General features: G+C 64.0%; 9 protein-coding genes and 1 pseudogene. 7 read left to right on the forward strand and 3 right to left on the reverse strand.

The window, feature by feature from the left end; translation table 11 throughout:
• Nucleotides 1-9 precede the first annotated feature (9 nt).
• The 5 genes and pseudogenes from FGL98_RS09150 (at nt 10) to FGL98_RS26280 (ending at nt 7,523) form a co-directional block, all read left to right on the forward strand.
• Entirely contained in the window at nt 10-2,103 is a 2,094-nt protein-coding gene (locus FGL98_RS09150) for an ABC transporter ATP-binding protein (RefSeq protein ID WP_146316463.1), read from the forward strand.
• Between the two features lie 13 nt (nt 2,104-2,116).
• Complete coding sequence (locus FGL98_RS09155) at nt 2,117-3,778, forward strand: amidohydrolase (RefSeq protein ID WP_146316464.1); 1,662 nt, start codon at nt 2,117-2,119, stop codon at nt 3,776-3,778.
• Nucleotides 3,779-3,809: 31 nt separating this feature from the next.
• Nucleotides 3,810-5,783 (forward strand): oxidoreductase, encoded by a 1,974-nt coding sequence (locus FGL98_RS09160; protein WP_146316465.1) that lies wholly within the window; start codon nt 3,810-3,812, stop codon nt 5,781-5,783.
• Nucleotides 5,784-6,041: 258 nt separating this feature from the next.
• Nucleotides 6,042-6,524, forward strand: a pseudogene (locus tag FGL98_RS27090) (SpoIID/LytB domain-containing protein); the annotation flags it as partial.
• A 342-nt stretch (nt 6,525-6,866) separates the two neighbouring features.
• Nucleotides 6,867-7,523: a PLL family lectin gene (locus FGL98_RS26280; RefSeq protein WP_246136460.1), complete on the forward strand. Its 657-nt coding sequence runs from the start codon at nt 6,867-6,869 to the stop codon at nt 7,521-7,523.
• Nucleotides 7,524-7,649: 126 nt separating this feature from the next.
• Here FGL98_RS26280 and FGL98_RS09170 read toward each other — a convergent pair whose 3' ends face one another.
• The 3 genes from FGL98_RS09170 to FGL98_RS09180 form a co-directional block, all read right to left on the reverse strand.
• Nucleotides 7,650-8,585 (reverse strand): homocysteine S-methyltransferase family protein, encoded by a 936-nt coding sequence (locus FGL98_RS09170; RefSeq protein ID WP_146316467.1) that lies wholly within the window; start codon nt 8,583-8,585, stop codon nt 7,650-7,652.
• 78 nt (nt 8,586-8,663) lie between these two features.
• Nucleotides 8,664-10,088 carry an NAD(P)/FAD-dependent oxidoreductase gene (locus tag FGL98_RS09175; protein ID WP_146316468.1) on the reverse strand — a complete coding sequence of 475 codons (1,425 nt, stop codon included), beginning with the start codon at nt 10,086-10,088 and terminating at the stop codon, nt 8,664-8,666.
• Nucleotides 10,085-11,620, reverse strand: a complete 1,536-nt coding sequence (locus FGL98_RS09180; RefSeq protein WP_222432085.1) for an amidohydrolase — start codon at nt 11,618-11,620, stop codon at nt 10,085-10,087. The genes FGL98_RS09175 and FGL98_RS09180 overlap by 4 nt, the downstream gene beginning before the upstream one ends.
• A 514-nt stretch (nt 11,621-12,134) precedes the next feature.
• Here FGL98_RS09180 and FGL98_RS09185 point away from each other — a divergent pair.
• Both FGL98_RS09185 and FGL98_RS09190 read left to right on the forward strand, forming a co-directional pair.
• Complete coding sequence (locus tag FGL98_RS09185; RefSeq protein ID WP_146316469.1) at nt 12,135-13,316, forward strand: ABC transporter ATP-binding protein; 1,182 nt, start codon at nt 12,135-12,137, stop codon at nt 13,314-13,316.
• Between the two features lie 55 nt (nt 13,317-13,371).
• Entirely contained in the window at nt 13,372-14,577 is a 1,206-nt protein-coding gene (locus FGL98_RS09190) for a polyamine ABC transporter substrate-binding protein (RefSeq protein WP_146316470.1), read from the forward strand.
• Nucleotides 14,578-14,692 lie beyond the last annotated feature (115 nt).

Consider the following 14,692-nt stretch of genomic DNA (forward strand, 5'->3'; position numbering starts at 1 on the left):
CGTGATCGAATGGAACCGCTGCTGCGCATTGACCAGCTACGAACCGAGATCGGACTTCGGCACGGCTCGGTGAAGGCTGTCGACGGGCTCGATCTGGAAGTGTTTCCTGGCGAAACACTTGGTGTGGTAGGCGAGTCCGGATCCGGCAAGACGATTCTGGGCCTGTCGATCATGCGCCTGCTGCCGTCAGGTGGCCGGATCGTCGACGGGCGCATCGTGCTCGACGGGCAGGACCTGGTGGGGCTGTCCAACAAGCAGATGCGTGACGTGCGTGGGAGATCCGTCGGCTTCGTGTTCCAAGACCCGATGACGTCACTGAATCCCACACTTCCCATCGGACGTCAGATCGCCGAGGCGGTCCGACTCCATGAGCAAGTGACGAAGTCGGACGCGATGACCCGCGCGCTCGACCTGTTGCAGCAGGTCGGGATGCCGCATGCCGCGGAACGAGTGAACGACTTCCCGCACCAGCTCTCGGGAGGCCTGCGGCAACGCGTCATGATCGCTATTGCCCTGGCCGCCAGTCCGAAGCTGCTTATCGCCGACGAACCGACCACCGCCCTGGACGTGACCATTCAGGAGCAGATCCTGGAGCTCGTCGACCAGTTGCGGCGCGAGCTGGATATGGCCGTGATCCTGGTGACCCACGATCTGGGAGTGATCGCGGGTCGAGCCGACCGGGTCGCTGTGATGTATGCCGGCCGAGTCGTGGAAGTCGGCGACACCGCCCAGTTGTTCTCGAACCCGCGCCATCCGTATACCGAGGCACTGCTGGCAGCCTTGCCGGACAACGCCGCGGCAACCCACGACACCCTGTATACGATCCCCGGCCTCCCTCCGGATCTGACCAACCCGCCGATCGGCTGTAGATTTGCCCCGCGGTGCCGCTATGCCACAAAGGAGTGCGTAGCGGCCTATCCTTCCGTCGCCGGTGAGGCATCCGGCCACCGATTTGCATGCTTCCATCCCGTGGGCACGCCTGAGGGCATGGCGCACCCGATCGGCAGCCTGGCGTGGCGCCGCCCCAGCAGACCAGAGGCCGGCCATCAGGACGAGACCGCGCGGCGGTCGCCACGCGATGAGGGTCGCGAGCTGCTGATGGTGGACCACCTCGTCAAAGACTTCGACGTCACCAGTGGCGCGGTGCTGCAGCGGAAGACGGGAGCACTGTCTGCGGTTGCAGACGTATCGTTCAACCTGAGCGCGGGCCAGACTTTTGGCCTGGTTGGCGAGTCCGGATGCGGCAAGTCCACCACCGGACGGTTGATCGTCGGCCTGGAAAGGCCGACGGCAGGCACGATTACCATCGCGGGGCACGACACCGCCCAGCTGCACGGCCGCTCCGGTCGGGAGCTGCGCCGGAACATGCAGCTGATGTTCCAGGATCCGTACGCATCGCTGGACCCTCGGATGAGCATCGGCGCGATCGTCCGTGAGCCCTTGGCGATTCAGCGGGTCGGATCCAAACGGGAGCAAGAACGTAGGGTGCTGGAGCTGCTCGACGAGGTCGGCCTGCCAGCGACCGCCGTCGAACGGTATCCGCACGAGTTCTCCGGCGGCCAACGCCAGCGGGTGGGCCTGGCACGTGCCCTCGCGCTGAACCCCAAGCTTGTTGTAGCCGATGAGCCGGTGTCGGCACTTGACGTGTCGGTGCAGGCACAAGTGCTCAACCTGATGATCGACCTGCAGAAGCGGCATGAGCTGTCCTACGTGTTCATCTCGCACGATCTGGGCGTCGTCCGCCACGTCTCGGACACCATCGGCGTCATGTACCTGGGCAAGCTTGTCGAGGTCGGGCCTGCGACCGAATGCTACGAGCGACCGCTGCATCCCTATACCAAGGGCCTGCTCGACGCGATCCCGATTGCCGACCCCGCTCGTGAGGCAGCGAAGGACAAGCTGCGTGTGACCGGTGAGCTGCCGAGCGCCATTCATCCGCCGTCGGGTTGTCGGTTCAGGACGCGATGCCCGATAGCCCAGGAAGTCTGCGCCGTCGAAGTCCCGGTACTACGTGCGCCCGCCGCCAGCGAACACCTGGTTGCCTGTCACTTTCCCCTGGGTCACGAACCGCACGCCGTGGCGGCTGTCACTGCATCTAGCTGAAGGAGCATGGGGCATGGTGAATGTGGAGGAACCCGCGGACCTGCTGCTGCGTGGCGGCGTTGTCTACACCGCGACCGCAATCGACAGCCGACCCCAGGCGGTGGCCGTGCGAGCCGGCCGCATTGTGGCCGTAGGCACCGACGCGCAGCTTGGCGCCCTGGTGGGCGCTCGGACCGAGGTGGTCGACCTGCGGGGCAGGCTGCTGCTGCCCGGGTTTCAGGACGCGCACGTGCATCCTGTCGAGGGCGGCATGACCCGCAAGCAGTGCGACCTGCATGAGCTCGACACGGGTACGGAATACCTTGATGCGATCGGCAACTACGCACGACTCCGGCCGGCCGGCCAGTGGGTTCTCGGCGGCGGCTGGTCCATGGACGCCTTTCCTGGGGGCATCCCCGACAAGGGCCCGCTGGATCGGGTGGTCGGCAAGCGGCCCGTGTACCTGCCGAATCGCGATGGGCACAGTGCCTGGGTAAGTTCCCACGCCCTCGAGCTGGCAGGGATCACCGCCCAAACCCTCGACCCGGCCGACGGCCGGATCGAACGAGATAATGATGGAGTCCCCACGGGTGTCCTCCATGAAGGCGCCCAGCGACTGATTACGCGTCTACTGCCGAAGACGACTAGCCAAGACATGCTTGACGGGTTGATCGAGGGTCAGCGCTACCTGCACTCGCTCGGCGTCACGGCCTGGCAAGATGCGATCGTCGGCGGCGACACGGCCGAGCACCACTCGCTTGCGGCATACCAAGACCTTGCAAGCAGGGGCCAACTCACGGCTCGTGTTGTCGGCGCCCTTTGGTGGGACCGCCAGCGTGGCAACGAGCAGATTCCCGAGCTGCTCGACGCGCGCAACGCCTCGCATATCGGACGATTCAAGGCGACCAGCGTCAAAGTCATGCTGGACGGAGTCTGCGAGACACGCACGGCGGCCATGCTCACCCCATACCTCGACGACCACGGGCAAGAGACCGCCGACTTCGGGATGTCCTTTGTCGACGCCAACGAGTTGCGTAGACATGTCACCGCCCTTGATGCTGCGGGGTTCCAGGTCCACTTTCATGCGATCGGCGATCGAGCGGTCCGGGATGCGCTCGACGCGATCGAGGCTGCCCGGGTCGCGAACGGCTACACCGATACTCGCCCGCACATCGCGCATATCCAGGTCGTGCACCCCGAAGACCGCGCTCGGTTTGCCCAGCTGGGCGCCGTCGCCAACGCGCAGCCATTATGGGCCTGCTCCGAGCCACAGATGACGGAGCTGACCATTCCACTGCTGGGGCCGGAGCGAGCGGCCTGGCAGTACCCCTTCGCGAGTCTGATCCACTCCGGCGCGCGGTTGGCAGGAGGCAGCGACTGGCCGGTCAGCACGCCGGACCCGATCCAGGAGATCCATGTCGCGGTGAACCGCAGCCTGCCCGGGTCGGAAGATCTGGATGCGTTCCTGCCGAACCAGGCATTGACGCTGCCGGAGGCGATCCAGGCCTTCACGACGGGCAGCGCTTATGTCAACCATCTCGACAACGAGACTGGAACCATCCAGGTGGGCAAGAAGGCCGATTTGGTTCTGCTGGACCGCAACCTCCTTGAGGAGCCCACTGAAGAGATTGCGTTGGCACGAGTGGTGCTCACCCTGGTGGACGGCCAGCCGGTCTTCACCGGCGACGACACCTGACCGGGCAGATGCAACTGGGCGGAGCTGACACATGACCAACAACCCGATGTTCGACAGTCTGTTCACGGCACTGACGGTTGGACCCGTGACGCTACCCAACCGGATCGTGTCCTCAGCTCATGACACGGTTATGACCAAGGATGGTCGGGTCACCGACCAGTTGGTTGCGTACCACAAGGCGCGCGCCGAGGGCGGGGTCGGTCTGATCGTGGTGCAGGCAGCCGGTGTGCACGAGACGGCGCGGTACACCAGTCACGTACTGATGGCTGCAGACGACTCCTGCATCGACGGGTATCGGCGACTGGCAGAGGCCGTGCACCCGTTCGGTACCCGCATGTTCGGCCAACTGTTTCACCCTGGTCGGGAGGTCATGGACCCCCTCGAGGACGGTTCGGCCCAGGTACCGGTGGCCCCGTCTGCCGTTCCTCAAGAGCGGTTCCACGTGATGCCTCGCGCCTTACTCGTAACCGAGATACGGGAGATCATCGAGGGATACGCGTCAGCGGCGTTGCGCCTGGCGCAGGCGGGCTTGGACGGTGTCGAGGTAGTCGCCAGCCACGGGTACCTGCCTGCCCAGTTCCTGAACCCGCGAGTGAACCATCGTGATGACGACTACGGCGGATCCCCAGAGAACCGGGCACGATTCCTGCACGAGGTCGTCCGCGCGGTGCGTGCCAAGGTCGCGTCCCGCATCGCGGTCGGGTTGCGAATATCCATCGGTGAACGTGACCCTGAGGGGCTGGACAAGCAGACCGCGCTGACGACGTGCACCGACCTGGCAGACGAGGGTCTGCTGGACTACGTCAGCGTGACCGTCGGCACCTCCGCCAGCCTGGCCGGGTCCGACCACATCGTGCCCGACATGAACTGGGCGAACGGGTACGTGACCGCGGAGTCGCGGCTCGTCAAGGATGCCGTCGGGTCCCTCCCCGTGTTCGTTGCCGGGAGGATCAACCAGCCGCAGGAAGCCGAACGCATCTTGCTCGCGGGGGATGCAGACGCGTGCATCATGACCCGGGCACTGATCTCCGACCCCAGGATGCCGCGCCTGGCCAAAGCAGGGAAGGCGGACGACATTCGCGCCTGTATTGCCTGTAACCAGGCCTGCATCGGGCACTTCCACGCCGGCTTTCCGATCTCCTGCGTGCAACGGCCCGAGACCGGCCGAGAACTGCTTTACGGCACGCCCGCCCGCACCTCTCATCCCAAGAAGGTCCTGGTGATCGGAGCCGGCCCGGCCGGCATGAAGGCTGCCGTCATAGCGGCGCAACGCGGTCACCAGGTCCGGCTCTGTGAGGCGACCGGCAGGGTCGGTGGGCAGGTTCTGCTGGCCGAGCGGTTGCCCGGAAGGGACGAGTTCGGCGGTGCCGCCACCAACCTGGCCCACGAAGTTCAGCGTGAGGACATCGAGTTGGTGCTGCACAAGCGCATGGACGTTGACGCGGTCCGCGCCGAAGCTGCGGACGTCGTCATCCTCGCCACCGGCGCAACCCCGTACCGGCCAGACCTGGATCTCACCGACGAGGCCGTCGTGAAGGACGCATGGGACATCGCCTCTGGTCAGAGCATGCCCGCCGGGCACATCGTGGTCGCGGACTGGCGCGGTGACTGGATCGGGATCGGTGTCGCGCGCCTCCTCGCAAACACCCACCACCAGGTAACCCTGGCGGTCAATGGATACGGCGCCGCCCAGATGTTGCAGCAGTACGTCCGCGACAGTGCACTCGCAGCCCTACACCGGGAAAAGATCACCGTGCTATCCCTGATGCGACCCTACGGTGCAGACGGGGACAGCGTGTATCTGCAGCACGTTCTCACAGAGGAACCCGTCGTCCTCGACAACGTTGTAGGCCTCGTCCTGGCCTGCGGCCATCGCTCGAACACTGGGCTCCTCGGCCAACTCCAACAAGCGGGCACCCCCGCGATCGCCATCGGCGACTGCCGCACTCCACGCACTATTGAAGAAGCGATCCTCGAAGGCCTCACCACCTCCAGCAGCATTTAGGGGCGTGGCCAAGTCTGGGGTGTGCCTACGCGTGGTCTGAGCCCCTCGAAGCACGTCGGCCCCGCCGATGGCGCGGCCGACGACAGTACTTCGAACTGTAGCGAGGGACCACCCCTGGGCCCTAGAGTCACTAAGTCGAGCCGAGTTCTCGGGCACCTGGTTGTCAGAGATGTGGGTGTGCCCTCAACACATCTGCTCAGCCAACATGGTCCGGCGGCACTCCACGCCACGTATCGAATTCGCAGACAGGACACCCGCATGTCGTATAAGCGCACGTTGGTCGTCGGCGGCCTGGTCGCCGTCCTCGCCTCGGCCGGGATCGGCTCGCAGGCCGCGGCCAGTGGCTCGCCCGATCCATCAGGTCAGATTCGCGTCGGGGCGAAGGGTAACTTCCTGACATCGAAGGCATCGCCGTTGGCAATCGTCGCATCCACCGGGTGTGGGGGGCACTACTCGGACACTGTGGCTCCAACGTCGATCCGGGTCTATCGGGTCGCACTGGGTCGAGTGGACACCGTCTCGTTCGAACAGTACGCAAAGGATGTGCTCCCCAACGAGTGGATTTCCAGCTGGCACCCGGCTTCTCTTCAGGCGGGTGCCATGGCAGTCAAAGAATTCGCGTGGTACTGGACCAACCACTCCGCAGCACGGTCTTATGCCGGTCAGTGCTACGACGTTCGCGACGACGCCGGTTCCCAGGTTTACAAACCAGGGACAGGCAGGGCCAGCACGAATGCCGCCGTTGACGCGACGTGGCCAACACGTATAACGGAGAGGGGCAAGATATTCCAGGCGCAGTACTGTGCCACCGACTCGGCATGCGCACCGCGGCCGGCCGGCACCAGCATGTCGCAGTATGGATCCCAGAGTCTCGCTGGTTTCGGGAGTACCTACCAGCAGATACTGTCGCACTATTACTACCCCGGACTCACATTCAGCACGAGCCCGCCTGCGGTTGCTGGGGTGGGGGCGGTTTCGGTGGGTGGTTCGGATCATGTGTTCTGGGTGGCCTCGTCGGGGCAGTTGATGCAGCGTAGTAGGAACGCGGCGGGGGCGTGGGTCACACAGGATCTTGGGGGCGCAGTGACCGGGACGCCGGCGGTGTTGTATTCCGGCGGGCGGTACGACGTGTTCGCGGTGGCGAGGTCCGGTCAGTTGTACAAGTTGACCTTCACCGCTGGAAAGTGGTTGCCGTGGCATGACATGGGTGGGTCCTGGGCTCCGGGCCTGGCTGCAGTGCGGGTGGGTAGCGCGTATCACGTCTTCGGGCACAGGACGAGCGGACATCTGCAGCAGGCGACGTATCCGGTTGCGGGTTCCTGGTTGACTCAGGATCTGGGTGGGGTGACGACCGGGGCCCCTGGCGTGACGTATTCCGGTGGCCGGTATGCCGTGTACGCGACGACGTCGGCGGGCACGTTGTTGCAGGATACGTACAGTGGTGGGAGCTGGCATCCGTGGCGGGTCGTGGGTGCGGCGAAGGTGAATCCTTCGGGTGTCAGTGCGGTATCGGCCTCGACCGTGACGGACGTGTTCGAGCGGGGCACGAACAATGCATTGCAGCAGGACTACACCAGTGGCTCGTCGTGGACGCATCGGAGCATCGGTGCCGGGATCGACACCGCGCCGGCCGCGCTCTACGCCGGTGGTAACTACACCGTGTACGCCGAGCACCAGGGCGTGGTGTACAAGGCCACCTATAATGGGAAGACGTGGAGCTCTTTCAGCAGGTTCAGCTGAACCGCGACATCGGAAGGTCGAAGTCACTGGCCGATAGCCTGGCCGAGCTTTCCAAACAGGTTTCTGTCTCGAGCGTCGGTGCTCTCGAACCGGACAAGCGTGGGGCGGGGTTCGGACGTCGGGGGCTCAGGCCGGCGGCCGGCGAATGGCGGCGAGGGCTCCGATGTGGCGCGAGTCTGTTCCGCAGCAGCCGCCGACGACCGCGAGTGCGGGTAATAGCTCGACGAGGTTCCCCACGTCGTTGGCGAACTCCGCGGGGTCGCCATCATCGAGGGCGGTGGCTTGATCGAACTCGGCGTGGCTTCTCCTCGACGCATTTGCGCGGACCCCAACGATGCGTTTGATCCATGGCCCAGGGTTTGCGAGGGCCGGTTGAATATGCGTCGGGTGAGCGCAGTTGACAAGGAAGTAGTCCGGTGGCGCGGCGGCGTCAACCTCGGTGATCGCCGCGGCGAGGGTGATTCCGCTGGGCAGACGGCCATCTGTTTCCACGGTGAATGACACCGCGATCGGTAGCCCGATGTCGCGGGCGGCACGCACGATGCCGATGGCTTCACCGGTGTGGGTGATCGTGTAGGCGCTGGCCATGTCGGCGCCGGCCTTGGCGAGTGCTTGCAGCTGGGGACGGTGGTAGTTCGCAGCCTCCTCGGGTTGCAAACACGCGTCGGTGGCGTAGCCGTCGTAGCGGGGGCCCACTGATCCGCTGATGATGACTTCTGCGACGCCTGATGTGCGTTGGGTCTGGAGGTCGCGCATCAGCGTGATCCCGGCTTTGTTGAGCCGATTCAATTCAAGGGCTGGGTAGCCCAGCAGAGTGCCCCAGTCGGGGTTGGCCCTCCAGGTTGGGCTCTCCAGCATCAACGCCGAGCCGTTCGCTGCCGCGATGTCGATGTAGTCGGTGTAGTAGTTGCGTAACGCGGCGCGGCCCGTGCTGGTGTCGAGAAGCGGAAACGCTGCGAAGTGCGGCAAGTCAAGGTGGCGGCGGTAGATGAGATCGGTCTCGATGCCGCCATCCGTCAAAAACAGTTCGTGACGTTGGTCTGGTAGACGAGTACTGGTCACGGCATGGTCTCCGAATCTGTCTGGGCGGCGCTGTCCGGCATGTCCTCGGTGAGCCACACTTGCGACTGCCGAGGTGAATCATGACTGCGAGGGCGCGGTTGTCGGGTCCAGCCCGGCGACGAGGCAGGTGAGCGGCCATGGTTGCCGGCCCTCGTCCATGAGGCGCTCTTTTCGCATCGTCGCCGCCTTCACCAGTGGGGCGCCGGCAGAGCGCCACGGGTCGGGGGGTAGCCGGTTGGGCCACCGTCGGGTCAGCGGCATGGCGGCCCACTCGTCGTCGCGCTCAGTGACGAGCGAGGCGAGGATGCGCCCGCCGAGGATGGTCTGTAGGACCCCCATACCTGAGTATCCAACGCCTGCCAGCACGGCGTGGTTGCTGTCGTCGACCGGTCCGAAGTAGGGAAGTCCGGTCACCGAGTAGTCGATCGGGCCGGTCCACGTGTGCTCGATGGGCACTTGTGCCAGTTGGGGGTAGAGCCGGTGAAGTCGTTCAGTGACCTGGCCTGTGAAGGTCGACCTTCCGGTGAATCGTCGGTCGACATGGTTGTAGCGCGACATGTGCCCACCGCCCTTGCCGAAGACGACCCGCCCATCCGGTGTGGAACGCCAGTAAAGGATCAGCCGGCGGGAATCTGACAGTGCAATGCCCGAGCCCAGACCATCCGGGTCGAGCAGTTGCGGTATTGGAGCGGTTGCGATGATGTCGCTGGAGGTCACGAACAGGTAGGGCTTGAAGGTCGAGGTTCTTGCAAGCCAGGCATTCGTTGCCAGCACGACCTTTTGTGCGGTGATGGTGCCCCGTGTGGTGTGCACCCGCACGGGGCCAGCGCCGTTGAAACTGGTCATGGTCGTTGACTCGTGGATCTGGGCGCCGAACTTGATCGCGGTCCTGCGCAGCGCACGAACCAACCGTGCTGGCTGAATCGAGGCTGCGGAATGTTCGAACACGCCCCCGAGAGCCAGTTGGGACTCGGTGAGAATCCGACTCTCGCTGGTATCAACTGGACGGAATGGATGGGCATGGGCCTCGGTGCAGGCGTCAACAGCATTATGCCAAGAGTCGACTTGTGCGGCGTTGGTCGCGGTCCACAGGCTGCCCCTGCGACGTATCTGCGCGTCGATTCCGTGCTGGGTGCAGAATCCGCACAACTCATCGAGGCCGGCCTCGATGGCGCGTGCAAGGCGTACGGCATCATCGAGGCCGAAGAGTTTGACCATGGTCGGGAATTTCGCCCAGCTCGTGTCGGCGATCCCGCCGTTACGTCCGCTTGCTCCATACCCGCAGTACTGTGCCTCGACGATGCACACGACCAGGGATGGGTCATGCTCGAGCAGCCGGATGGCGGTCCACAATCCGGTGTAACCGCCACCGACGATCACAACGTCCGCAGTTCGCGGCAGGGGATTCAGGTCGACGGGCAACCTCTGCTCGGTCGAGAACGCCTCGTCCAGCCAAAGTGAGACGTAGGGATGGTTCGGGTGTGCGTTCCGCGTGGCGCTCATCGCGTGCTCGACCCGTCGTAGACGACTTTGCCGGCGGCGACTGTCATCGTCACCGTGGCGTCGGCAGGCAGGACGGCGTCGGCGAACAGATCGCGATCCAGCAGGGTGAGATCGGCGCGCGAGCCGACGCGCAGGATCCCACCGTCGGGGTCGTGGTTGACAAAGGCCGAGCCCGCAGTGAAGGCGCTCAGCGCTGTCTCCAACGCAAGCGCCTGCTCCGGCAGGAATGCGGGTGTGTCGCGGTGGTCTGGGCTAATGCGTCGGACCGCTACCTCGATCTCCTTCAGCGGGTCTGCTGTTGTCACCGGCCAATCGCTGCCCATGGCCAGGCGGGCCCCACTGCGCCGCAGGTCTTCGAATAGGTATTGACGCTCGGATCGCAGCTCGCCGAGGTACGGGATGGTGAGTTCCTCCATTTGCGGCTCATGCTGAGCCCAGAACGGTTGGCAGTTCGCGACGACGTCGAGTTGTGCAAAGCGAGGAATCTCCTCGGGCTGAATCACTTGGACATGCGCAATGTGATGTCGCAGATCGTTAGCGCCATTGACTCGACGCGCGGCCTCGACTGCGTTGAGACAGTTACGAACTGCGCGGTCACCGATGGCGTGCATGTGGACCTGAAAGCCGTTCCGGTCAAGCAGGCTAACTGCCGCGGCAAGTTGCTCGGCGTCGATATAGGTTAGTCCGGAGTTGTCAGTTGTCCCACCACAGCCGTCACAGTACGGCTCAAGCAACGCGCCGGTGAAGTTCTCCAACACGCCATCAGTCATGATCTTGACCGTGGTGGGGTAGAAGTTGCCGACACGGCCGATCTCGCGTTGGGCAAGAAACGTGTCGAGCTGCTCAAGGCCGGCGTGACGGTCCCACCACAGGGCTCCAACCACGCGGGCCGTGAGTTCTCCGGAGGCAGCCAGTGCACGATAAGCCTCGAGCGTTGCTGGCGTAACCCAGGCGTCCTGCCACCCGGTGATGCCGAGCCGGTGCAGGTGTTGCTGCGCGGTTCGAATCGCGTTCTGCCACGCCTTGGTGTCCGGCAGCGGTACATACCGATCATTGAAGGAGTAGGCCGCACCTTCGTGGAGTGTGCCGCTCGGTTCGCCGGAGCGCGGGTCGCGTTCGATACGACCATCCCCTGGATCAGGGGTGTTGCGGCCTATCCCGGCTAGCTGCAGCGCCTTCGAGTTGACCCATGCACCGTGTACGTCCCTGTTGAACAGGAACACCGGGCGATCTGGGACGATCGCATCCAAGTCCTCCTTGCGGGGGGTGCCGCCGGGAAATGCTTCCATGGCCCAGCCCCCGCCGACAATGAACGGCTCCTCCGGATGTTCGGCCGCGTAGCGGCCGATGTGGTCGAGGTAGGCAGTCTGGTTTGCGTCATCGTTGAGCCATACTCGCAACATGTTGTTCCCGGCCTGCGCTGGGTGGCAGTGCGCGTCCTGAAAGCCGGGAAGTGCGCTCGCGTGGTCCGCTTCGATCACCTCTGTGCCGGTCCCGATCTGTTCGCGAACGTCCGCGGAGCCGAGCGCCACGACTCGATCACCACGGACAGCCACCGCGTCTGTCGTCGGCCTGTTCGGGTCACCGGTCCACACACGTGCTTCCATGATCGCGAGGTCTGCTGAGGTCTTCGACACGAGTTCGGCTCCATATCTGTCAACGCCTTGTTGCGAGAGTCTCGGTTGCATGGAACGCCAACAAGTGGCCCGGTTCAGACGGCATCCGTGGCATCGGCAGCTCCAGGTACGTACCTTCAAGACCTGGATCCCGCGATGAATCCGAGCGGCATCGCCAAGTCATCAGTTCCCCGATCATCGCACGAAAACGTGGCTGATGCATCGACTAGTTGCGGAATCAGTCGTCTAATCCATTCAATTCTCCGAATACCTTGACGCATCTTCTCTGGGTGCTGTACTTATTAGGAACTGATCTGGGATGTCGAGAGGTAATGGTTTGATGACCACCGGCAGCGAAGCGCGGCAGGCTAGGACCTTTCTCCGCCGACGAGGCAACCACACAGCCGGAGGCTCACGTCCTGAGGATCAGATGACGCGCCGCCCAGCAGCGGCGTCACCGCAACCGCTCGACGAAGAACGAGGAGCCGTCGAACTCATCGACGTCGCACGCTACTTCGGCTCGACCGCCGCTGTCGACGGAATCAGTCTGCGAGTGCATCCTGGCGAATTCCTGTCCCTGCTCGGGCCGAGCGGTTGTGGAAAGACGACCACGCTGCGACTACTCGCCGGATTCGAGCAACCCGACCGCGGACAGATCATGATCTCTGGTCAGCCTGTGGCCGGGGTCCCTCCGCACAAACGTGATATAAACACCGTGTTTCAGGCCTACGCACTGTTCCCTCATATGACGGTTGCGGAAAACGTCGCCTACGGTCTGCGCCAGCGCAGTACTCCTCGGGCACAGGTCGGCGTCCGCGTCAGCGACGCGCTGGACATGGTGCGAATGACGGCAATGGCCGACCGCAAGCCGCAACAGCTCTCCGGCGGTCAACAGCAACGGGTGGCCCTTGCTCGGGCTCTTGTGAACAGGCCGAGTGTCCTACTGCTCGACGAACCGCTCGGAGCGCTGGACCGCAAACTGCGCGAAGAGATGCAGGTGGAGCTGAAACTGCTCCAGTCAGAGCTGAAGACCACCTTTGTCTTCGTCACGCACGACCAGGAAGAAGCGCTGGCGATGAGCGATCGGGTCGCCGTGATGCTCGACGGTCGCATCGAGCAGATCGCCGACCCGTTCGCCATTTACGAGCATCCCGAGACCGCCTTCGTTGCCGGCTTCCTCGGCCGACAGAACTTTTTCTACGGAACAGTCGCCGATAAGGGACGTACCATCCGCGGCGACGGCGTGGTGTTGCGGGCCGCCGCCTCCACCGACGGCATTCCCGACGGCTCCTCCGTGATGGGGGCGGTCCGACCCGAGGCGATCACGATGCGTGCGGGCGAGTCCACCTCGGCCGTCAACAGCGTCGCCGGCGCACTGGTCAGTGTCGCCCACCTCGGTGACACGGTCCAGCACATCATCAGGGTCGGTGAGAACCAGACAGTCCTCGTACGAACCCGCCGGACCGACAGCGTGCCCCGCGAGCGAGGCACTTCCGTGGTGTGCCAGTGGCCCGAGTCGAGTGTTCGAATCTTTGACGCGGCGCAGGCAAAGATGGCTGAACTGGCCGCCACGCTAACCGAGGACCAGGACACCGCGTCGGCTTCGGCCTAACTGGAATGCTTTCGCACCTGATCGGACCACAACTCTTCCACCGAATGGAATTACGATGACTGATTCTTCGGACCAGATCCGAGCCCTCGTCCCCACCACCCTCGCGCGTCATATAAGTCGTCGAGGTTTCCTCACCGGGCTGGCCGCAGCCGGCGCAATACCCGCGCTAGCAGCCTGTGGCGGAAGCAGCGGAAGCAGCGGAAGTTCAGGACAGCCCAGTGCCAGCAGTGGTCCGGCAAGCAGCGGACCGGCTCAGCTCGGCAGCAGTTTGTCGGTTTATACGTGGGGCGCCTACGACAATCCGAAAACGTTCACCAACTTCACCGGCGCGCTTGGTCCGAAGGTGAGCATTTCCAGTTACGACTCGAATCCCGAGATGATTGCGAAGCTGGTATCGGCGAAAGGTACCAGCGGATACGACATCGTCGTCCCGACCGGCCCCTACGTTCCGCAGATGGCCGCCAACCACCTGCTGATGGAACTGGACCACGCCAAACTTCCCAACCTCAAGAATTACGACCCGGCCTACCTGGACAAGCCTTGGGACAGGGGAAACAAGTACTCGGTGCCGAAGGACTGGGGCTCAACCGGGTTCGTGTACGACACGACCAAGATCACACGTCCGATGAAGACGTGGAATGACTTCCTGGCCGCGGCGCAGAACGAGGCCAGCGGTCAGACATCGGTGCTCGATGACCCGGACGAGTTCGTCGGTCTGTACTTCTTCGCACACGACATGAGCTGGACGACCACCAACCAGAGCGACCTGAAGAAGTGTCAGGCGTTCCTGGTCGACAAGCTCGCGCCGCACATCAAGAAGTTCGATGCCTATCCGGGCAGCGGGGGCGGGATGCCGAAGGGTGAGTACACCTTGATGCAGGCGTGGAACGGCGACGCGCGTCAGGGCTTCCTTGCCGTCAAGAACGCATCACAGTACAAGTGGGTCCTCCCGGGGCCAGCATCACACCTGTGGATCGACAACTGGTCGATCGCCGCCGGGGCGCCGCATCCAGACGCGGCCCATGCCTTCATCAACTACGTGCTCGACCCGGGCCACTCACTGCTCGAGATCGAGTTCATCGGGTACAACACTGCCATCGTCGGAACCGAGGCAAAGGCGAAAGCGGCCGGGCTGAAGTACCTGGACATGATCTATTTCACCAAGGCCCAGGTCGCCGAGCTGCAAAGTGGGGCGGTCAACAGTGCCACTCAGACACATGTTTCGATCCTCAACGCGGCCAAAGCCGCGGCGGCGGGCTGATACCGGACACGATCCTATGCAGGTCAAGGCCGACTCAAAGACCACGCGAGCGTGGCTACCTCGGCACGATGCCGACACCGGAACTGTGCCATACGGGCATCGGAGCCGGCGCGTA

Source organism: Leekyejoonella antrihumi, assembly GCF_007845645.1.
In the GTDB taxonomy this organism is placed as follows: domain Bacteria; phylum Actinomycetota; class Actinomycetes; order Actinomycetales; family Dermatophilaceae; genus Leekyejoonella; species Leekyejoonella antrihumi.